The following is a 21,370-nucleotide window of genomic DNA, read 5'->3' as shown; positions in this document are numbered from 1 at the left end:
GGGGCGCGCGCGGGTGGCGGACAACAGCCCCTGCCCGCACGGGGTCTCCAGCTCGACGTGGGTGTGGCGGGCCCCCACCGGGCGAGGGGGGAGGCCCAGGCGGGCGCGGGCCAGGCCCGCGCAGACCACCGTCGATGTGTCGATGCCGAGTACCCAGCTGGTCATGAGGCCTCCGGACCTGTGACGAAGAGACTGCGAAGCGAATGGAGGTCCTCGCCGGCCCAGCGTTCGCCGTGCACGGTGAGGTAGACGGTGCGCTCGTCATCAGCCGGATCGGGTGACCGCACGATGTCGATTTCCAGATGATCGCGGGACAGCCCCTCGGCGAAGCCCGCCCCCCATTCGACGAGCGTCACGGACTCTGCCATGGAGGAGTCGAGGTCGATGTCCTCCAGCTCCGCGGCTGATCCCATCCGGTAGGCGTCCACATGCACCAGGTCAGGGCCACCGGCCAGGGCGTGGTGGATGCGCGACAGCACGAAGGTGGGCGAGACGATCGGGCCCTCGACACCCAGACCAGTACCCAGGCCCTGCGTCAGGGTGGTCTTGCCGGCACCGAGTTCACCATTCGCGACGAGCAGATCTCCTGGACCCAGATGCGTGGCGAGTTCGGCTCCGAGCAGGCGCATGTCGTCGGCTGTGGGCACCGGGACACTCACCGGGAGCGCCCTGGCGAGAATGTAGCCACCCCCAACCTCGTGGTCGATGTCGAAATCATGCAACTGCCACCACCGCACCAGCTCGGGAAGATCGGAGCGGGCCATCAGCTGGATAGTGCGTTCTCCCTGGTCAGCTGCCCATTCGGCGGCACCACGCACCAGCGCGGAGGCCACCCCTTCGTGCTGCTCACCGGGCAGCACGCTCACCCGGTGCACCATCAGGGTGTCCGCGGGCTGGTAGCTCATCAGCAGGCAGCCGACATCGGCATCCCCGATACTGGCGATCACGCCGCCGCACTCGCGGATGCGGCGCCTGACATCTTCGACGCCGTCGCCCAGGGCCTCGGGCGGCGGGTCAACGCGACGCCTGGACCTGAAGGCGGTGCGGATGATGCCCAGCAAGGCCTCCGCATCCTGCTCGTCGGCCAGCCTGAGCTGCACCTCGTCACCGATCACAACCGGACAGCATACCGCCCAGCGATCAAACGGCTCAGTCCTTGGGCTTACGCGCACGGTCACGGTCGTAGTGGCCGCGGCCCTGGTGGCGGCCCTTCCCGCCACCCTGGTAATGACGCCTGCCGCCACCGCCCCTGCGACGAGGCGGGCGCGGCGGGGAGACGATGCCGCGGTACTGCTCCTCGGTGATGGCTGCGCCCTCGGGCTTGGTACCGCCGGTGAGTTCGGCGAGTTGCTCGCCTTCATGCATCGGGCGCGGACGCGAGTCCACGCCGGCATCGCGGGTGATACGTGCCATCCTGCGGCGCTGACGCGGCAGCACCAACGAGATGACAAGACCATCCTCGCCCGCTCTGGCGGTACGCCCGGCGCGATGCAGATAGTCCTTCGCGTCGTGCGGCGGATCGGCCTGCAGCACCAGTGAAACATCATCGACGTCGATGCCGCGCGCGGCGACATCGGTGGCCACCAGCACGGAGATCTTGCCCTCGCGGAAGGCGTGCAGCACCCGGGCGCGCAACCCCTGGGGAAGGCCGCCGTGCAGGGCGCCGGCGAGAATGCCCACGCCACGCAGCCGCGATGCGGCGTCATCAGCGTCCATCTGGGTGCGCACGAAGACGATGGTGCGGCCCGGCCTGTTCACCGTCTGGGCGATGACACCCGGCCTTTCGCGTGCGGTCACTGCAATCAGCTCATGCCGCATGGTGGTGACGGAGGCCTGGGCCGAATCGACACCGTGCTCCACGGGATCGTGCAAGTAGCGCCTGACCAGCTCATCCACCTGGTTGTCCAGAGTCGCAGAGAACAGCAGGTGCTGGGCCTGGGACGGGATCTCGTCGAGAATGCGCGTGACCTCAGGCATGAAGCCCAGGTCGGACATCTCGTCGGCCTCGTCCAGCACGACGACCCGCACCTCATCCAGCTGTGCTGAACCGCGCTCCATCAGATCGATGAGACGCCCCGGCGTTGCGACCACGATGTCCACGCCGCGCTCCAGAGCGCGCAGCTGCGGCGTGTAGCTCATGCCACCGGCGACGAGCACGACGCTTCGCCCCATCGCCTGGGCCAGCGGCCGCAGCACATCGTGCACCTGCATCGCCAACTCCCGGGTGGGCGCAAGAATCACCGCAGCAGGGTGGGCGGACCGGCTCTTGTCGCCTTCGGAAATCCGCATGACGGTCGGCAGGCCATAGGCCAGGGTCTTGCCCGACCCGGTCTGGCCGCGGCCCAGCACATCGCGACCGGCCAGCGCATCGGGGATGGTGGCCTGCTGGATCGGGAACGGCGACTCGATACCCTCTGCCGCGAGCTGCTCGACCAGCACCTCGGGCACACCGAGTTCGCCGAACCGGTGACGACGTTTCTGCTGGCGCTTCACGGCCTCGGTACGAGGCTTCTTCGGTACCCGTGCCGCGACCACGGCCGAGGGCTCCGACCGCACCTGTCCGGGTCGGGCCGACCGGTTCCTGGCAGCACTGCCCACAGCCGGATCCGAGTCCTGCCGATCCGCGGAGCTGTTGTGCCAGCGGGAATCCCGGCGTTCCTGCGACCACTCGTCACGCCCCCACGAGCCATGACTGGTGGCCTGGCGGTTGCTCCCCCGGCGGTCCTCCCGATCGGAAGTGCGGTGCCAGTCATCGCGGTGCCAGTCCGAACGCGAGCCGTCACGTCGATCCTGCCTGCCCCCTTGATCGTCATACCACGTGTTGCGGCGGCCCTGCGAGTTGTTGCGGTGCCCCTGCGAGTCATCGCCCCAGGAGTCACGACGCGGCCGGTCGTCCCGGTTCCATCGGTTCTGCCTGGTACCGCGGTAGGAGCTGCCACCACGGGCGGGGCGCTCATTGCCCCATCCGCGGTCCGAATTCTCACGCCCGGCACCGCGGTGGTCCCGGGAATCGTGATGCCACTCTCCGGCTCCGGAGTTCCGCCCGCCAGACCTCGACCAGCCCTCATTGCGCCGATCCGGTTCCGAAGACCGGCTCCAATCGTCGTGCCCGCGATATCCGCCGCCCGAGCGCGGGCGATCACCGCCCTCAAATGAATGGTCTGACCGTGAGTGTTCGTTCCCCCCTGCACGATCCCCATGGGAATGGTCTGACCGTGAACGTCCGGAAGCAGAACCGTGCCAGCCGCCTCCATGTGACTGCTTGTCCCCCTTGTGGGCACGATGATCGTCACCGTGGCGCGAGGGATTGTGGGCATACTTCTTGGGCATCGGCACTCTCATGAGGTATCGGGGAGAAGCCCTGCAACAGATCTCACGGGGCCAGGCAAGCAATATGTGAACCCATCGTAGACGCCCGTTCACCAGGACGACGATGTGACCTCGCAGACTTCCCCTGTTGTTCACCCCATCCGGGCGCTTTCCCGGCACATCCCCTCCGGAGGTCCCCCTAGAATCGAATTGTGCGTGTGGCGATCGTGGCAGAATGCTTCCTCCCCCAGATCAATGGTGTGACGAATTCCGTCCTCCGGATCCTTGAGTCCCTGCACGCCAATGGCCATCAGGCAGAAGTCCTTGCACCCGACGATCCGAAAGGCGTGCCGAAGGACTATCTGGGTTTCCCCGTGCACACCGCCGGCTCCGTGCCAGTGCCGTGGTACACCGACTTCCGGGTGGCCATGTCAACCGTCGCCTCCATCGAGCGCCGGTTCACCGACTTCGCCCCTGATGTCGTGCACTTGGCCGCCCCGGTGCTGCTCGGCCGCAATGCGCTGGTCGCAGCCTGCCGGCTCGGTCTTCCCACGGTGGCGCTGTACCAGACGGATGTGCCCAGTTACGCGGTGCACTATGGCTACGGACTCGCCGAGCCCGCGGTGTGGCGTCACATGCGGCGCCTGCACGAAATGGCCACTCTCACCCTTGCGCCGTCCAGCTCGACCCGCCATCGCCTGCTCGCCCATGGCATCCCCCGGGTCGACATCTGGGGACGCGGCGTCGACTCGGGGCGCTTCCAGCCCTCGCGTCGCGACGAGCAGCTTCACGAAGCCTGGGCCCCGAACGGCGAGTGCGTGATCGGCTATCTCGGCCGGCTCGGTGCCGAGAAGCGCGTCGCCGATCTTGCCGTGCTGCAGGACATCCCGGACACGAAGCTGGTCATCATCGGGGACGGCCCGCAGCGCGAGGAACTCGAGGAACAACTTCCGGGTGCCATCTTCACCGGCGCGAAGACCGGTGACGAGCTGCCCCGCCACCTGGCATCGATCGATGTCTTCGTGCACCCCGGTGAACTGGAAACCTTCGGACAGACGCTGCAAGAGGCGTCGGCCTGCGCCCTGCCTGTCATCGCTCCCCGGATGGGCGGCCCGATCGACATCGTCCAGGAGGGTCGTACCGGGCATCTCTATACCCCGGGTGATCTTCTGGACCTTCGCGACTGGGTCAGCAGGCTGGCTGGCGATCCCCAGCTGCGCTGGCAGATGGGTCTTGCCGCACGTCAGGCCATGGCGCCGCGCACCTGGCCGAAACTGTGCGACCAGCTGATGGGCTACTACACGCAGGCCATCGCCATGACCCGTACCGCCACCCGCGCAGTCATCGCCGCCTGACGGGGCTGTGTCCCCCCGTCAGGCTGGTTTCTCCTCAATCGGAGGATCACTCCCCAGACGCTGAAGGCGCCGATGCCACCAGTCCGGCGATCACCCCCGGAAGTCTGTGGGCGAGTACATCGGGTGGCCATGGGCCAGGCATCGCTTCAGCGGCCAGCGCCTGGACGGACGCCCCCAGCACCCCTGCCCATCGGGCAGGCAGTCCTGCCGCCAGCAGGGTGCCGCAGATCCCCGCGAGGCAGTCCCCAGAGCCGGCCTGCGCGGTCCATGACGGGCCCGGCACCGCGATCGTCACCTGGCCATCGGGCTCTGCGACGTACTGCGTCGCGCCCTTGAGCAGCACGACCGTGCTGTTCTCCTGGGCGGCCCTGCGCGCCGCAGACACTGGATCGGCAGTCACCTCGGAACGCTCGATGCCCAGCAGGCGTGCCAGTTCACCGGCATGCGGGGTGAGCAGGCAACCCTCCGGCAGCCGCTCGGGCAGGACGCCGATGGCGTCGGCGTCGATCACCGCGGGCAGGTCATCGGCGAGGGCCGCTGCGAGCCGGGCAGCGTCACCATGACCCCACCCGCAGCCGACCACCCAGGCTTGCACCCGCCCCGCACCGAATGTGACCGAGGGCATTGTCGAGGCAATGATCTGCGCGGTGGCCCGGGCGCCCCGGAAGCGCAGCATCCCGGCTCCCGTATACAGGGCCCCCGTGGTGGACAGGATTCCGGCACCGGGGTAGCGCTCCGAACCTGTGTCGATCCCGAGCACGCCGCGGGAGTACTTGTCACTCAGCGCATCAGGCACCGGCCAGCGTTGCGCCACGTCGGCGCGCTCGGCCATCCAGGTCTTCGCACCCCGCACCCGGACACCGATGTCGGTGCACTGCACCCTGCCGCAGTGGCCGGCGGCCGGCTGCGCCACGTGGCACAGCTTGAGGGCGCCGAAGGTAATGGTGCGGGTGGCATGGAAGCACTCATCGTCCGGCCCGCCCACCGAGTCGGCGGCCAGGCCGGAGGGAATGTCGACAGCCAGCACCGGCGTGCCCAGATCACTGCAGGCCCGGGCGAACTCGGCGACCGCAGGCCGCAGACCGGCCCGCCCACCGATGCCCAGCACCGCGTCGATCACCAGGTGTGTGCGATCCAAGCCTGCGATGGCCTCCACCGCACTCACTTCCGTGCAGCCGGCCGTGAGCGCGGCATCGCGCCCCGCCCGATGCCAACGGCTCGAGGTGAACCACAGCGACACCTGGTGTCCGGCAGCCGCCAGGGCGCGCGCCGCGAACAGACCGTCCCCACCGTTGTTTCCGGGGCCGGCGACCACCAGTACCCGGCCTGAGTCGGTCCCCAGCATGCCCATCGCCGCCGTGGCCACCTGACCCGCCGCGACAGCCATCAGGTCCTCGCCCGGGTGATGGTCGAACCAGTCCTGCTCGGCAGCCCGAATCTGTTCAACCGTGGCAACAGCGCGCATGCTCAGCGTCCCTCCGCGACGACATAGGCCACGGCCAGTCCACCGTCATGGCTCAGTGAAAGATGAAGGTGGGTGACGCCGATCTGCTCGGCCCTGACCGCGACCGTGCCCCGCAGCTCCATGTGCGGGCGTCCCTCGGCGTCCACGACCACCTCGGCATCGAGCCAGCTCAGCCCACCGGGCGCGCCAAGGGCCTTGGCAGTCGCCTCCTTGGCAGCGAACCGTGCGGCGAGGGATTCAGGCGTACGGGGCAGGCCGTGGGCGCTCTGCTCGCCCGGGCACAGCAGCCTGTCGAGGATTCCTGGCCTGCGATCGATCATGGCAGCGAACCGTTGCACGCTGCACACATCCACTCCGACACCGACGATCACAGCATTCCCCTCCGGCCATTGGGCAAGCCGACACCCATCTCTGCAAGCCACTTCTCTGCAGCTTCTCTGCAGGCCACCGGGCAAGCTGATGGCCATTGCTCCACCGTTACCGACTTCGCCAGGTTACGCGGCTGGTCGACGTCGTCGCCGAGTGTGGTGGCCAGCTCGCAGGCGAACAGTTGCAGCGGCACGACACAGCCGAGGATCCCGCGCTGGGCCCTGCCCCACGGAGTCACGCCATTCGCGGGCCGAACGACACGACCGGCCGCTGAACACCGCCGGTTCGGAGTGGACAGCCACCCATGAGGCGTGATGGGCTCTGCAGGTGGAAGGAGGCCCGGTCAACCGGACAGCCATATGAACAACGACGTAACGGCCACTGGCACGGTCGAAGGTGCCCTTGATTCTCCCTGGGTCGCGCTGCAACGCGCCCGGTGGGCCGAACTGGCCCGGGATTACCGCGTCCGCCTGGACAGGGCGACGATCGAGCAGCTGCGCAGCATCCATGACCCGACCGACGAGACGGATGTCCGCGAGGTCTACCTGCCGCTGGCGCAGTTGGTCGAATTGCGCCGATCGAATCAGGGACGCCTGTTCGCCGCGCAGAACAGTTTCCTGGGCCTGCAGGACGAGCGCACACCCTTCATCGTCGGAGTGGCTGGTTCGGTGGCGGTGGGCAAGTCCACGGTGGCGAAGCTGATTCGTGAGCTGCTCGCCCGCGGACCCCGCCGCCCGAATGTCGCGCTGGTGTCCACCGATGGTTTCCTGCGATCCAATGCCGAGCTGCAGGGGATGGGCATCCTCGATCGGAAGGGTTTCCCGGAAAGCTACGATCGTCGCGCGCTGCTGCGCTTCGTGAGCGATGTGAAGTCCGCGCTGCCCGATCTGTCGGTGCCGGTGTACTCACAGATCACCTATGACATCGTGCCCGGCCAGTACACCACGATGCACTGCCCCGACATCCTCGTCCTGGAGGGCCTCAATGTGCTGCAACCGGCACCCGTGGGCTCCATGGGCGTGAGTGATTTCATCGATTTCTCGGTCTATGTGGACGCCGCCGAGGATGACATCGTGCACTGGTTCGTGGAACGGGCACTGACCTTCCGTACCACCGCCGAGGATCCCCGTAGCTATTTCAAGCTCTTCAAGGGGCTATCGGACGAGGAATTCCGCACCATGGCGAGGCAGGTCTGGGACACCATCAATGGCCCGAATCTTCGCCAGAACATTGCCCCCACCAGGCCCCGGGCAACGGTCATTCTCCAGAAAGGCTCCGATCACCACATCGAGACGGTGCGCATCCGCAGGGTGTGACCCGCCTGCCCACGGGCTCAGCCGTGGAAGCCGCTGAGCCCGACCCGGTTGGCCACCACGGCGGCCAACCGGTTGGCGATCTGGTCGGCGTGCGTCTGCGATTCCGCCTCCACCATGACACGCACCAGTGGTTCGGTGCCCGAGGGGCGCAGCAACACACGACCGTTGTCTGCGAGTTCCCTGGTGGCCGCGGTCACCTCGTTCAGGATCACCATGTCCTCCTCGGCGCGCGCCTTGTCCACCTGGGACACATTGACCAGCGCCTGGGGCAGCCTCTTCATCACTGAGGCGAGCTGCGCGAGGGGACGACCGGTCTGTCCCACGCGGGCTGCGACGTGCAGACCGGTGAGCACACCATCGCCGGTGGTGGCGAACTCGCTCATGATGACATGGCCTGACTGCTCGCCTCCGAGAGTGAAACCGTGCGCCACCATGTCCTCCAGCACATAGCGGTCACCCACCTTCGTGGTGTCCACGGTGATGCCGTTCGCACGCATCGCCTTGATGAGCCCCAGATTGCTCATCACGGTCGCCACCAGCGTGTTGAAGGCCAACTTGCCGTGCTCCTGCAGGTCGAGCGCCAGGATTGCCATGATCTGGTCGCCATCGACCACCTCGCCCTTGGCATCCACCGCCTGGCAGCGATCGGCGTCCCCGTCGAAGGCCAGCCCCAGATCGGCATGCTCATCCACGACCGCCGAACGCAGCGCCCCGATGTGGGTGGAGCCGCAACCTTCGTTGATGTTGAGACCGTCGGGCACGCACGAGATCGCGATGACCTCGGCATCCCGCAGCTCGAAGGCACGCTGTGCAGTGACCGAGGAGGCACCGTTCGCGCAGTCCAGAACGATGCGCAGACCGGCCAGGGACTGCTCGCCCAGCGAATCGGCCAGATGCTCGATATAGCATTCCAGCAGGGAGTCGTCGCGGCGGATGTGCCCGACATCGGCTCCGATCGGGCGCACCCACTGCTCGTCCAGACGTTCCTGGATGGCGTCCTCGATGCGGTCGTCGAGTTTGACCCCGCCGCGCTGGAAGAACTTGATGCCGTTGTCGGGCATCGGATTGTGGCTGGCAGAGAGCATGACGCCCAGGTCGACGCCGCGGGATTCCACCAGATAGGCAAGACCCGGAGTGGGAATGACACCCACATCGATGACGTCGACCCCCGCACTGGCCAAGCCGCTCATCACGGCAGCCTGCAGGAACTCACCCGAGATGCGGGTGTCGCGTCCCACGATGGCCACGGCGCGCCGCCCATCGAAGGCACCCGCCTCACCGAGCACATGCGCGGCCGCCACCGACAGCTTCAGGGCGAGATCAGCAGTGAGATCGACATTCGCCACTCCGCGAACGCCATCGGTTCCGAACAGTCGAGCCATGGGGGTGACTCTACCGGGAGCTCACCCGCTGACCGGCATCCGCCCGTTGATGGGCTCATGACAAGCAGAAACGACCTGAAAGACAGACAGGCCCGGCACCTCGTGACGAGGAACCGGGCCTGTGTTCGCGCGATCGCGGATCAGCGCTTGGAGTACTGAGGAGCCTTGCGGGCCTTCTTGAGACCTGCCTTCTTGCGCTCCTTGATGCGGGCGTCACGGGTCAGCAGGCCGGCCTTCTTCAGGCCGGGACGATTCGCCTCGGGGTCGATCTGGTTGAGCGCACGGGCGATGCCAAGACGCAGGGCGCCGGCCTGACCGGTGATGCCACCACCGTCGATGCGGGCCACGACGTCGTAGACGCCGACAGCGCCAGCGGTGACGAAGGGCTCATTGATGAGCTGCTGGTGCACCTTGTTGGGGAAGTACTCCTCCAGGGTGTGGCCGTTGACCTTCCACTGCCCGGTGCCAGGAACCATCCGCACCCGGGCGACAGCTTCCTTGCGGCGACCGGTGCCGGTCCCGGGTCCGACCAGTGCCGGGCGTGAGGTGGCGGCCACCTGCGGCGCACCGGTGGAATCAGAGCGATAGGCGATCTCGCGGTTGCTCTCGTCGGTGAACGGCGTGACGCCGGTCTCGATGTCTTCTGCAGGGGTCTGTGACACGGTCAAGTCCTCGTTGGTCGGCGCGCTCACTGCGCAACCTGGTTGATCTGATAGGGCTCGGGCTTCTGGGCCTTGTGCGGGTGCTCGGGACCTGCGTAGACCTTGAGCTTGTTCATCTGCTGGCGGCTGAGCTTGTTCTTCGGCATCATGCCCCAGACTGCGATCTCCACCGCCTTGCGGGGATCATTGTCGAGCATCTCGCCGATCGTGGTGGTTCGCAGCCCACCGGGACGACCTGAATGGCGGTAGCGCAGCGAGTTCTGGCGCTTGTTGCCCGTCACCGCGATCTTCGAGGCATTGACGACGACAACGAAGTCGCCGGTGTCCACATGCGGCGCATAGGTGGGCTTGTTCTTCCCGCGGAGCAGGGTGGCAGCAGTCACGGCGAGACGGCCGAGCACGACGTCCTCAGCATCAATGACATGCCAGGACCTGGTCACTTCGCCAGGCTTCGGGCTGTAGGTAGACAAGGTCGCAGACCATCTTCCAGTAGATTCACAATGGCTTCGGCGCATACCCGCGGTTTCATCGCACGCCTGCCGCCCGTCCCCGGACAGCCGATCGCGCGTGCCACTCTGGGGACGCAACAGCGCACAAGAATAGTCCGCAAGGGACGGGCCGGTCAAACTGTCGACGTGCCTCAGCCAAAAGGTCCGGGAACTGCGGCGCTTCTGCCCCGACCAGTGATGTCGCGTGGTGGCCGGTTGAGCCCGCATCACCCGGCCGCGCACGACGCGATCCCACGACGACCTGGTGTCGCGCACCGTACGGGCCCATGCTTGATGCCTGAGGACATTCGTGGCCCCAGCGCTGCGGCCCCGATCGTCTTCCCCGGATGGGCAGCTCAGGAAAGGCACATCATGAGCAATGACGCCGTGATCGAGATCTCTGGACTGACGAAGTCCTACGGCCCCTTCCAGGCGCTCAAGGGCCTTGACCTCACCGTTCACCGCGGCGAGGTGCACGGCTTCCTCGGGCCGAACGGCGCCGGTAAGTCCACCACCATCCGCATACTGCTCGGCCTGCTGCGGGCGGATGCCGGTCACGTGCAGATTCTCGGCGAGGATCCCTGGCGTGACGTCGTCGTGCTGCACCGCCGGCTGGCCTATGTGCCCGGGGACGTCTCCCTGTGGCCGAGCATGACCGGTGGGGAGGCCATCGACCTGCTCGGTTCGCTGCGCGGTGGCCTTGATGAGCATCGCCGGGCCGAGCTGATCGAGCGTTTCGCACTCGATCCCACCAAGCGTGGCCGCCAGTACTCCAAGGGCAACCGGCAGAAGGTGGCGATCGTCGCGGCGTTGGCGTCCGATGTGGAGCTGCTCGTGCTCGACGAACCGACCTCCGGCCTCGATCCGCTGATGGAGAAGGCATTTCAGAAGACCCTCGGCGAGGCCAAGGGCCAGGGCACCACGGTGCTGCTGTCGAGCCACATCCTCGCTGAACTGGAGACGCTGGCCGACCGGCTCTCCATCATCCGCGACGGCCGCATCGTGCAGGAGGGCACGCTGGCCGAGCTGCGCGGTCACACCCTCACCGCCATCCATGCCGTCCTGGAGCGGCCTGCCCGCCGAGCCGAGTTGCCTCTGCTCCACGACGTGATCATGGACGGCGATCGCCTCACCGCCACCGCCGATTCCGAGCGCATCGGAGAGGCGATGGAAAGCCTCCTGCCACTGGGGATCAGCTCTCTGACAGTGGAGCCACCGTCCCTGGAGAGCCTGTTCCTGGGCCTGTACGACCAGGCCGACCGGGAGCAGAGCTGATGCGCGAGCGTCTGGCGGGCACGCGACTGCTGCTGCGCGCCACGCTGCGCCACGACGGGCGCGCCCTGGCACCCTGGGCTCTCATCGTCACGCTGCTGTCGGGCTCTTCGGTGCTGGTCTATCCGCTGGTCTTCCCCACCCCTCAGGACAGGGCAGGCCTGGCCACCGGCATCGCTGCCAATCCGGCGCTCAGCCTCATCTTCGGCCCGGCCCGCGACCTGAGGACGCCAGACGGGTTCAATGCCTGGCGGGCGCTGGCGCTGGGTGGCTTCGTGGCGGGGCTCGGGGCGATCTTCACCGTGACACGCGCCACCCGCGCCCAGGAGGACAGCGGGCAGGCCGAGCTGCTGGCCTCGGGAGTGCTGGGGCGCGGTAGCCGGCTGCTCGCCGGAGTGGGCATGGGGTTCATCGGAGGACTGCTGATCGGCGTGCTGTCCTGCCTGGTCACGGTGCTGTGCGGCGGAAGCTGGCATGCGACGCTGCTTCTCGCAGCAACCTTCACCCTCACCGCGTGGATGTTCACCGCCATCGCCGCGGTGATCGCGCAGATCGGCTCCGACGCCCATGCCGCCAACTCGATGGCCGTGGGCGTCCTGGGCGTGCTCTACATGCTGCGCGGCTTCGTCTACACGGTCGGCTCACCGCAATGGACGATCTGGGCGAATCCGCTCGGCTGGACGACCGAGACATCGCCGGCGGTGCTCAATCGATGGTGGCCACTGGTGTTCCCCCTCGTGTTCACGGCGGCGGTGCTGGCCATCGCCTTCGTGTTGCAGTCGCGGCGCGAGTTCGGGCAGGGTCTGCTGCCACCGCACCCCGGGCCGGCGCATGGCACGACACGCAGCCCTCTGGGGCTGGCACTGCGGCTGAACAGGGCGTCCCTGATCACCTGGATGATCGCCTTCCTCGGGCTGGGCTCTATGTTCGGCCACTTCACCACCTCGGTGCCCGACATCCTCGGCTCGAATCCCCAGCTGAGCCACATCCTCGCCTCGGGCGCCATCGACTCCAGCGGCCTCATCTCCGCGTTCCTGGTGACCATCCTCAGCCTGGTCGGCATCATCGCTGCCGTTCCAGGCGTGCAGATCATGCTCAGGGTGCGCTCCGAGGAGATGGCCGACCGGCTGGAACCAGTGGTGGCCACGTCCGTCTCGAGGGCGCGGATACTGGGTTCGAGCGTGTTCATCGCGCTGCTCCTCCCGGCGCTGTACGTGCTTGCCGCAGGTACTTTGATCGCATGGCGCGCTGGCGGGGCCGGGATCGGTGTGAGCTTCTGGCAGGTGGTGCGCCAGGCGCTGGCGACGATCCCCGCGGTGTGGACCATCACCGCCGTCTCGGTCGCGGTGGTCGGCCGCGCACCACGGCGGTCCATCGCATCCTGGGCCGGAGTGCTCATCGCCTTCGTGCTCACCCTGCTCGGCCCGATCTTCAAGCTGTGGACCTGGATCCTGGCAATCAGCCCCTTCTGGCACGTTCCGAATGCCGCAGCGGCACGTCCGGACTGGTGGGGGCTGGTGTGGATCAGCCTGGTCACCGCGGCGCTTCTCGGCATCGGTTTCACGGGCCTGCAGCGGCGTGATCTGGCCTGCTGAACCAGACCGTAGACTGTGCCGACGTGCGTCCCATCGCGAAGACTCCGGCACTGGAGCGGCGGGTTCTACCCGGCGGACAGGCGCTGCGGGAGTTGAGTGGCGAACAGTGGCTCTCGAAAATGCTGGCGCTGGTGCCCGCCGAGGTCGAACGGCCCTGGGTGTGGTTGGCGCCCCATGACGGCATGGCCATGGTGGGCTGGGGCCGGACCGCACGTTTCGAGGCGAGTGGAGACACCGCGGTGAGCACCGCATGGAGTGCCTTCCGCCGTTGGACGCAGAGCGTGGGCATCGACGCGCCGGCCTTCGGCTCTTTCCCCCTCTCCCCTGCTCAGCAGGGTTTTCTGGTGGTTCCCGAGGTCATGCTCGTCCGGGAAGGACGCGGCAGGCCCACCGAGGTGATCGCGACCGCCAGCGCCGTAGAACACCTGATCCCCGGCTCAGTTGCGAAAGCCGGTGTCGCCAGTACCCGGACCCCTTCGGATCCCGGGGCAACGCCTTCTGGGGGCAGCAGTTCTCGCGACAGTACGGAGCCGAACCCTCCCATCACGCTGCAGGAGCTGAACACTGCCGACAGCCGAAATCACTGGACGCGTGCCGTCGAGGCCACCACGTCGATGCTCGGCCGACCGGACCAGCAGGTGCAGAAGGTCGTGTTGAGCCGGGCCGTCGATTTCAGCGCCAATCGTCAGGTGGACCAGCGCAGGATCGCCACGTGGCTGGCCGCCCATCACGCCGACTGCTGGGTGTTCGCCCACGAAGGGCTGGTGGGGGCCACCCCCGAACTGCTCGTCGAAATGCGCGACGGCGTCTTCCGCTGCCGCATCCTCGCCGGAACACGCACCCATGGCTGGGAGGGCGAGCTGCTCAGCGATCCCAAGGAACGCCGCGAGCATGAGCTGTCGGTGGCCTCGGTGACCAGCCGTCTGGGCCAGGCAGGTCTGACCGAGCCGCAGGTGAAGGGGCCCTTCCTGCTGGCGCTTCCCAATGTGACCCATCTGGCCACAGACATCCTGGCTCGCAGCGAGAATTCCACCTCGGCCCACATCACCGATGTGCTCTTCCCCACCGCAGCCATCTGCGGCACTCCGCGTGGGTTGGCGTTCGAGCAGATCCAGCGCGTCGAAGGCCTGGACAGGGGACGCTTCTCCGGGCCGGTGGGGTGGATCGCTCCCGATGGTTCTGGCCAGTGGGGGCTGGCGCTGCGCTGCGCGATGATCGCTCCGGGTGGACGCTCCGCACGGTTGTTCGCCGGAGCCGGGATCCTTCCCGATTCCCGCCCCGACAAGGAGTGGCACGAGACCCAGGCCAAGATGGCCCCGATGCGCGAGGCCCTGCAGCAGGGCTGAACCAGCGCAGCACCACAGCTCAGGACACAGCCAGCACCACCGATGGTCCCGACCCGGGGCAACGCCCTACCCGTGCGGAACCAGGATCAACCCAGCGGAGGCATCGCGACTTCGATGATGCTGGAACCAAGGATCGGGGTGCGAAGAACTTCGTCGAGCTGGTTACCGACCTGCACGCGCTGGTAATCGGCACCGACTGTCTGCGCCAGTGCCGCCAGATCCACCTGCTGGGGGGTGAGGAAGTAGCGGCGGAACAGGGAGACTTCGGCGCTCGCGTGCTCAAGGCCGACGAAGATCGCACCCCCGGAGTCGGCCAGCACGATGACCTGCACGTCCGGCTCGGATTCCTCAGATCCGTGCATCAGGCCGAGCCCGTCGTGGGTGGCGGTGAGGTCACCGACCACCACCCGGGCTGTGCTACCGAGTGCTGCGGCGACTCCCACTCCCGTCGCCAAGGTACCGTCGATGCCGCCGAGGCCCCGATTGGCGACCACCAGCGGGCTGCGCTCGCCGGGACGCGCACAGCGGTCGAAGGCCCGGATCGGCTCGGATGCCCCGATGACAAGGGCCGGAGCATCAGCTGTGAGATGTGCGGCCCAGATCGCGGCGCATGCCTCACCCTTGGCTCCCCCCGGGGGTTTCACGGTGACTGCGGACGACGTCCCCGCAGACGAGGTCGCCCCGCGATCCGCAGCGAGCCAGCTCGACAGCCAGTCCGATGGCGCAGTCGGCTCAACGGTCACCGGGCCGGGAACCACCTCGGCACGACCTGATGGATCGGTCCACCGTGCCCTGTCGGTGACCACCACCAGCCGCACATCCGATCGGGACAGCAACCGAGAAACAGGTCTGGACAAGGTGGGATGCCCGAACACCAGGACACCTTCAACACCCTCGGCAAGTGTTCCCGCGAGCAGGCCCTGGTAGTCGGTCAGAGCGTTGGACCCGAAACGTGCCCCCGAGGACGGCTCAGCCAACAGCGGCCACCCTCCGGCCAGAGCCGCATGCTCTGCGTGGGGCCCCGCCGCGTCACCAGCGACGACCAGGGTGTGCCCAGGCATGCTCAGCGGGACAGGTGCACGATCATGCGCTCGCCATGTGCTGGATCCCCGACGAAGAATTCGGTGAGCACCACCGGCGGCGGCCGAAGTGGAATTCGAACCACTGCCAGCCCGGGACTCACGGTCTGCAGCTGGCACACGGGCCCGGGGTGCCTCCCCCGGCTGCCATGTGCCCATGGGCACGAGGGGATCACGGAAGCAGACATTGAGATGAACCGGCCCCGGATCAGAACTCAGGGAACCCGTGCACGCAGCCAGCGCGCGGGCCACCAGACCGTCGAGCCGTTCATCGGCCGGGTATTCCGCTGGGATGTCGGCCACATCGCGCGTGATGGGCCCGAACAGACCGAGCTGTGTGGTGGTCTGATTGGCACCGGTGCCCCACAGCTCATGGGGGCGATCAGCCGTGCAGGCAACCAGCGGAACCCCGGCAGCGTCCGCCTCGCACATGGCGGGATGCAGGTTCGCCACCGCCGTGCCCGAGGTGGTGATCATCACCACCGGCCGCGGCTCGCCAGCCACCGCGGCACCCTTGGCGATCCCGAGCGCCAGGAAGCCCGCGTCGCGCTCGTCCAGCCGCACGTGCACAGTGCACCAGCCGGCCTGTTCCGCCGCGTGCAGCGCATAGCCGAGCGGAGCATCCCGGGAACCGGGCGAGTAGACGAACTCCCGCACTCCCGCCGACACGAGGGAGGAAACCAGCCGCCGTGCGACCAGTGCAGAGGGCACCTCCTTCATTCCAGCACCGCACACATCTGCTCCAGCCGATCCGCCCAGCGCCGGCACAGGTCCTCGGGAACGTCCTGCTCGATCGGCACATCCACCTCGGCGCGACGCACCTCCAGGGTGCCGTCCTCGGGCGACAAGGGGGTGCTGCTCACATCACCGCAGAACAATTCGAGAGTGGCCAGCCCGCAGGCATGGTTGAGAACGGGCAGCGCAGATGCCAGATGCGCTGCCACGCCAAGCCCCACGGAACTGTCCAGCGCCGACGAGACCACTGCGGGCAGCCCCGCTCGGTCCACCAGGTCCAGTGCTCGGCGCACGCCGCCGAGCGGCTGCGCCTTGATGATGATCACATCCGCCGCTTCAGCACGAGCAACCGCCAGCGGATCCTCAGCACGGCGAATCGACTCGTCGGCCGCGATGGGCACGACCACTGACCGGCGTACCGCGGCCAGCTCCGCCACATCGGGGCAGGGTTGCTCGGCATATTCGAGACCACCCGCAGCGGCATCGAGCTCACGGATCGCCGAGATCGCCTGCTCGACGCCCCACGCGCCGTTCGCGTCCACCCTGATGCGTCCGCTCGGCCCCAGTGCGTCGCGCACCGCCTCGACACGGGCGCAGTCGTCACGCAATTCGCTGCGTGGATCGGCCACCTTGACCTTCGCCGTGGTGCATCCCCCGCTGTCACGGACGAGCTCGGCGGCCTCCGCCGGATCGACGACGGGCACGGTGACATTGACCGGGATGCCATCCCGGTCACCCCGCGGCAGTTCCTGGGTGGCAGCCTCAAGACCTGCGCGCAGCCACTCGGAGGACTCGACGGGATCGTAGTCCCAGAACGGTGAACACTCCCCCCAGCCAGCGGCGCCGTGCACCAGCAGCCCGTCGCGCACCTCGATGCGGCGGAAGCGGTGCTTCAACCGAATGCGGTACACGAGCAGCCGATCCAACCCTGCCCTGGCAAGCGACGACGGAAGTGAAATCGCACTCAGGGCGGCCACCCCACCAGCTGGCAGAGCGTGTTCGGTTCCAGACTTCCCCGCATCCTGCACTTGCTCGTTCACCCGAACCCGCCTGTTTCCGCCCTTGTCCACATCTGCGGCCAAGGTCTGCATTCCCGCCGGCTGGCTGCTGCCGTCAATGAGGACTCAGCTCGTCCGTGCCGCACGCTTGGGTTTCGCCACAACGTCCTCGTCCCGGGCGCCCTCCCTGCCGGCATCCGAATTCACGGCAATACCCTCGGGTTGCGCACCACCGGCAACACCTTCGGGTTGCGCACCACCGGCAACACCTTCGGGTTGCCAGGGCGCAGGCACGGTGCTGAAACCGTTCATGACAGCCGACAGCCGCATCGGCCTCTCCATGCGATAGATCTCCTCGAGCATCAGTGGATGCCCATCGGAACCGCACAGCGGCACCCGCCAATTCGGATACTCATTGACGGTGCCCGGCTGGTTCTGGATGCGGGTGTCCCCCACCGCATCCACGAGCGTGGCGGTGAGCACCCGCGAGGGAGTCAAGGTGAGCATCCGGTACAGCGCCAGCACATTCTCCTCGACCGGATCGTCGAGATCGTGCTTCACCAGCCCCCTCGACTGCAGGTAGTCCCACCACCGTCCGAGCTGTTCCCCGGCGATGCGCTGCTCGTCGTCCAGGGACTCTGTGAGCAGGCCGAGCTTCGAGCGCAACTTCACGTGCTCCATCGCGAGATATCCGGCAGTGGGCGGCAGGTCATGGGTATTCACCGAAGCCAGGCAATACTCCCGCCAGTCCTCCGGCGGAATCGGATTGCCCGCGTCGTCCTCCTCGAACCACAGCACAGAGGTGCCGAGTATTCCGCGTTCGGCCAGGTACGTACGGGTCCACGGTTCGACCGTGCCGAGGTCCTCGCCGATGATCATGGCCTGCGCCCGGTAGGCCTCCAGTGCGAGGATGCCGATCTGCGCCTCATGGTTGTACCGCACATAGGTGCCCTCGCGGGGGCCCATGCCCTCCGGCACCCACCACAGCCGGAACATGCCAATGATGTGGTCGATGCGCACCCCACCGGCGTGCCTCAGCACATTGCGCACCATGGCACGGAAGGGCGCGTAACCGAGATCCTCCAGGCGGTCGGGACGCCACGGCGGCTGCCCCCAGTCCTGGCCGAGCTGGTTGTAGGCATCCGGCGGCGCGCCGACGGTCATGCCGCTGGCGTACACATCGCGCATCGCCCAGGCATCCGAGCCTGCCGGGTTCACGCCCACCGCAAGATCAGTGACGACGCCCACCGGCATCCCGGCGTCCTTGGCCGACTGCTGGGCATCGCTGGCCTGGGACGCCGCCATCCACTGCATCCATTCCTGAAAGTCGACCTCGGCCTGGTGCTCGTCACGGAAGGCATCGACCTCCGGCGAGGTCGGACGCTGGTACTCCGGTGCCCATTCGCGCCAGTCCGGGCCGAAGTACTCGCACAGCACGGCCCAGGTGGCGTGGTCGCGCAGGCTGCGTCCCTGACGGCGGCGAAAGGCATCGAAGATCATCTGGCGGGTGTCGCTGCGACCGGCAGCCCAGATGATCCGCAGTGCCTCGTGCTTGAACTTCCACACCAGATCCCGCTGGATGTTCTCCTTGCCGACGAGAACCGTGGTCAGCTCGTCGTGCAACTGGGCGATCCTGGCCCGGCTCTTCTCGTCGAGCAGGGCATACTCGATGATCGTCTCAGGGCGGATGAAGATCGGGTTGATGAACAGCCGACTGGTGGGCAGATAGGGCGAGGGCTCCATCGGGACCATCGGCTCGGCGGCGTGCATCGGGTTCACGAGCACATAACCCGCGTACTGCTGGGACGCCGACCAGGCCGCCAGTGCACCGAGGTCGACGAAATCTCCCAGCCCCCATGATCCGGCCCCCCGCACCGAGTACAGCTGCGCCGAGTAGCCCCAGATGCGCCGGTCCCCCATCGACTGGGGGAAGCCCAGAAAGGCCGGTGAGACGATGAGCGTGGCTTCGGCCTCGCGGTCATCGGAACTGGCCTGCAAACGGTGATAGCCGAGCGGGAGGTCGTCCGGCAGCCGGAAGCGGGCCTCGCCGATGAGTTCGTCGCCGATCTGGCGGGGCGGCTCGAAGTCGTCGACCTGCTGGGCGTCGAGAGTGCCGCCCTCTTCCAGGCGGATGCCCAGATGCGCCGGGTGGCCGGACTGCACGTGAAGATCGACCTCGACCCCGCTGCCTCGGCGCATCACGACCACAGACGGCAGCAGCCGACGCCAGGGCTTGTCGTGCTGGTCACGCACAGCCTGTTCGGCGGCATCATGGCTCGAGGCATCGATGCCCAAAGCGGCGAGGACGGCCACCACTGCCCTGTCATCCACCTGCACCTGGCGACCCTTCCAGTCCCAGAACTCGGTAGCGATACCGAGCATCTCGGCAAGCTGATTCAGGGCGGGGTCACTCAGGGCCATGGGACAAATCTAGGCCAATCAGAGGCCGGGCGTTTCGCGTCTCTCCTGTGGGCGGCGACGGCACCGTGGACGCCATGGATGAGCGCTGCCCTCCACGGGATCCACGGCTCGGCAGGTACCGGCGGCCCAGCCGACACGCACCCCTGGTCGAGCATCCGTGACCGGGCGTCGGCCGGAGCCGGAATCGCCCAGGACTCGGCGTTGATCGGAATCACCCGGGGTTCCCAGCTCCATGCCCGGCTCAGGGTCGGGTGGAGATCATCTGCGTCGAAGCGAGCAGATCATGCAGGGCCTGCCTGCGGCGGTTGAACAGCGGCCAGGCGCAATTGACCAGGATGAGCAGAACACCCAGGGTGCTCAGGCCTGGAATCACTGTCCACACCTGGCAGAACAGCCAGCCGGCATTGCGCAACAGGCTCTTGCCCCAGGGCAGGACGAATTTGTCCCTGCCCCGGTCCTTGGGCACGACGCGCAGACCGAGCGCCATCTGCCCCAGGGTGGCTCCCTTGTAGTGCATGAAGAGGGTCGCGTAGAGGAATTGGATCACCAGAAGCGCCGCGCTGTAGATGTACCACTGGGTGGTGATGCCATAGCGGGGATCTGCCGGGCTGACGGGGACGCTCGCGAGAGCATCAGAGCTACCCGACTCGAATGCCGACATGACATCGGACTGCCATGCCTGCATACCGGCGACGATCCCCCGGCCGAAGATCATCAGCAGAAGGGTCTGGAACAGGGTGAGGATGACGTAGTCCACCAGCAGTGCGGCGAATCGGGCCCACCAGCCGGCCAGCCGCACCCCGTCGGCCGTCCTCGGGCCGTTTGCAGGCGCGAATCCGACCTCGGTGCGATAGGGCATCGCAGGATGACGATCGGCATGGGGCTGGGCTTGCCAGGAGCCATCACCGGGCTGGCCCGGTCGACCACGTGCAGGTTCGCCGGGCTGGTTCTGGCCGGGCTGCGACTGCCCGTACCTCGGCTCCCCCTGCTGGGGTTCGCCGTAGTGGGGCACACCCGCTGGACGATGCGCCCCCTCTCGTGGACGGCCGTGGCCCTGGACGGGCTCTTGGCCCTGCGGAGCCTGTGCCCGCTCCGAGGGCGCCTGTGCACTCACCGGGGGTGGCACGCGCGTATTGCGGGTCCACTCGGCGCCGTCCCAGTAGCGCTCCAGCCGTGCATCGGCGGGATCGGGGTACCAGCCCATTGCGGGCAGCGCAGGGGCACCGGGGTTCACCGCCTGCGGCGTGCGCGTGTTGTGCGTCCACTGCGTGCCGTCCCAATAGCGTTCCCCACCTGCGTCGCGGGGATCGGGATACCAGCCCTCGGGAGGTGCACCCGCCGGGCCGCCGGTCGCCGAACTGTTCGAGCCAGAATCCGGGTTGCCTCCCGATCCAGTCTGCTCGGGCCGCCAGGAACCGCCGGGAAAGTCACTCACGATTCCTAGCATGCCATGGCGCTCCCGCTGCCCCCTGCAAGCCGGACCTCGCAGCCACCATCACCGTCGCGGCGGCAATTTCGGGGCCGATCGAGGGGCGGATTCCACGGCAGGGCCCCTGCTGTGAGTCCTCCAGCCGGTCA

General features: G+C 67.5%; 16 protein-coding genes and 1 pseudogene. 5 read left to right on the top strand and 12 right to left on the bottom strand.

Features of this window, described 5'->3' with window-relative positions:
* Window positions 1-161: 161 nt before the first annotated feature.
* Together tsaE and ABF648_RS05655 are read right to left on the bottom strand one after the other, a co-directional pair.
* Complete coding sequence (gene tsaE / locus ABF648_RS05660; RefSeq protein ID WP_415631318.1) at window positions 162-1,115, bottom strand: tRNA (adenosine(37)-N6)-threonylcarbamoyltransferase complex ATPase subunit type 1 TsaE; 954 nt, start codon at window positions 1,113-1,115, stop codon at window positions 162-164.
* 34 nt (window positions 1,116-1,149) lie between these two features.
* Window positions 1,150-2,556 carry a DEAD/DEAH box helicase gene (locus ABF648_RS05655; RefSeq protein WP_415631317.1) on the bottom strand — a complete coding sequence of 469 codons (1,407 nt, stop codon included), beginning with the start codon at window positions 2,554-2,556 and terminating at the stop codon, window positions 1,150-1,152.
* Window positions 2,557-3,521: 965 nt separating this feature from the next.
* Between ABF648_RS05655 and ABF648_RS05650 the strand changes: the two genes are divergently transcribed.
* Entirely contained in the window at window positions 3,522-4,664 is a 1,143-nt protein-coding gene (locus ABF648_RS05650; protein WP_415631316.1) for a glycosyltransferase family 4 protein, read from the top strand.
* Between the two features lie 46 nt (window positions 4,665-4,710).
* Here ABF648_RS05650 and ABF648_RS05645 read toward each other — a convergent pair whose 3' ends face one another.
* Genes ABF648_RS05645 through ABF648_RS05635 form a run of 3 tightly spaced genes read right to left on the bottom strand, consistent with a single transcriptional unit; the run spans window position 4,711 to window position 6,691 of the window.
* Entirely contained in the window at window positions 4,711-6,129 is a 1,419-nt protein-coding gene (locus ABF648_RS05645) for an NAD(P)H-hydrate epimerase (RefSeq protein ID WP_415631315.1), read from the bottom strand.
* A gap of 2 nt (window positions 6,130-6,131) precedes the next feature.
* Window positions 6,132-6,500 (bottom strand): holo-ACP synthase, encoded by a 369-nt coding sequence (locus ABF648_RS05640; protein ID WP_415631314.1) that lies wholly within the window; start codon window positions 6,498-6,500, stop codon window positions 6,132-6,134.
* The gene (locus tag ABF648_RS05635; RefSeq protein ID WP_415631322.1) at window positions 6,497-6,691 is read right to left on the bottom strand and encodes a hypothetical protein; all 195 of its coding nucleotides are present in this window, start codon (window positions 6,689-6,691) and stop codon (window positions 6,497-6,499) included. The genes ABF648_RS05640 and ABF648_RS05635 overlap by 4 nt, the downstream gene beginning before the upstream one ends.
* Before the next feature lie 166 nt (window positions 6,692-6,857).
* Between ABF648_RS05635 and coaA the strand changes: the two genes are divergently transcribed.
* Window positions 6,858-7,814, top strand: a complete 957-nt coding sequence (gene coaA / locus ABF648_RS05630) for a type I pantothenate kinase (protein ID WP_415631313.1) — start codon at window positions 6,858-6,860, stop codon at window positions 7,812-7,814.
* A 17-nt stretch (window positions 7,815-7,831) separates the two neighbouring features.
* Here the strand turns inward: coaA and glmM are convergent, their stop codons facing one another.
* From glmM to rplM, 3 genes are all read right to left on the bottom strand, one after another.
* Window positions 7,832-9,196 carry a phosphoglucosamine mutase gene (glmM, locus tag ABF648_RS05625; RefSeq protein ID WP_415631312.1) on the bottom strand — a complete coding sequence of 455 codons (1,365 nt, stop codon included), beginning with the start codon at window positions 9,194-9,196 and terminating at the stop codon, window positions 7,832-7,834.
* A gap of 140 nt (window positions 9,197-9,336) precedes the next feature.
* A complete protein-coding gene (gene rpsI / locus ABF648_RS05620; protein ID WP_415631311.1) occupies window positions 9,337-9,858 on the bottom strand; it encodes a 30S ribosomal protein S9 in 522 nt (173 codons plus the stop codon).
* A 26-nt stretch (window positions 9,859-9,884) separates the two neighbouring features.
* Window positions 9,885-10,328, bottom strand: a complete 444-nt coding sequence (gene rplM / locus ABF648_RS05615) for a 50S ribosomal protein L13 (RefSeq protein ID WP_415631310.1) — start codon at window positions 10,326-10,328, stop codon at window positions 9,885-9,887.
* A gap of 390 nt (window positions 10,329-10,718) precedes the next feature.
* Between rplM and ABF648_RS05610 the strand changes: the two genes are divergently transcribed.
* The 3 genes from ABF648_RS05610 to ABF648_RS05600 are packed head-to-tail and all read left to right on the top strand — an operon-like array spanning window position 10,719 to window position 14,559.
* Window positions 10,719-11,621 (top strand): ABC transporter ATP-binding protein, encoded by a 903-nt coding sequence (locus tag ABF648_RS05610; RefSeq protein WP_415631309.1) that lies wholly within the window; start codon window positions 10,719-10,721, stop codon window positions 11,619-11,621.
* The gene (locus ABF648_RS05605; RefSeq protein ID WP_415631308.1) at window positions 11,621-13,213 is read left to right on the top strand and encodes an ABC transporter permease; all 1,593 of its coding nucleotides are present in this window, start codon (window positions 11,621-11,623) and stop codon (window positions 13,211-13,213) included. The genes ABF648_RS05610 and ABF648_RS05605 overlap by 1 nt, the downstream gene beginning before the upstream one ends.
* Before the next feature lie 23 nt (window positions 13,214-13,236).
* The gene (locus tag ABF648_RS05600) at window positions 13,237-14,559 is read left to right on the top strand and encodes an isochorismate synthase (protein WP_415631307.1); all 1,323 of its coding nucleotides are present in this window, start codon (window positions 13,237-13,239) and stop codon (window positions 14,557-14,559) included.
* Window positions 14,560-14,645: 86 nt separating this feature from the next.
* Here ABF648_RS05600 and menD read toward each other — a convergent pair whose 3' ends face one another.
* The 4 genes and pseudogenes from menD to ABF648_RS05580 form a co-directional block, all read right to left on the bottom strand.
* Complete coding sequence (gene menD, locus ABF648_RS05595) at window positions 14,646-16,358, bottom strand: 2-succinyl-5-enolpyruvyl-6-hydroxy-3-cyclohexene-1-carboxylic-acid synthase (RefSeq protein WP_415631306.1); 1,713 nt, start codon at window positions 16,356-16,358, stop codon at window positions 14,646-14,648.
* Window positions 16,355-17,350, bottom strand: coding sequence for an o-succinylbenzoate synthase (locus tag ABF648_RS05590; protein ID WP_415631321.1), 996 nt, complete (start codon window positions 17,348-17,350; stop codon window positions 16,355-16,357). Before ABF648_RS05590 ends, menD begins: the two co-directional genes overlap by 4 nt.
* Window positions 17,351-17,677: 327 nt before the next feature.
* Window positions 17,678-19,792, bottom strand: a pseudogene (gene malQ / locus ABF648_RS05585) (4-alpha-glucanotransferase); the annotation flags it as partial.
* A gap of 241 nt (window positions 19,793-20,033) precedes the next feature.
* The gene (locus ABF648_RS05580; RefSeq protein WP_415631305.1) at window positions 20,034-21,227 is read right to left on the bottom strand and encodes an RDD family protein; all 1,194 of its coding nucleotides are present in this window, start codon (window positions 21,225-21,227) and stop codon (window positions 20,034-20,036) included.
* Window positions 21,228-21,370 lie beyond the last annotated feature (143 nt).

Source organism: Propionibacterium sp. (genome assembly GCF_047719395.1).
GTDB lineage: Bacteria > Actinomycetota > Actinomycetes > Propionibacteriales > Propionibacteriaceae > Propionibacterium.
Note: the sequence above shows the minus strand (reverse complement) of the source record. Positions and strands in the feature narration are given on the sequence as shown.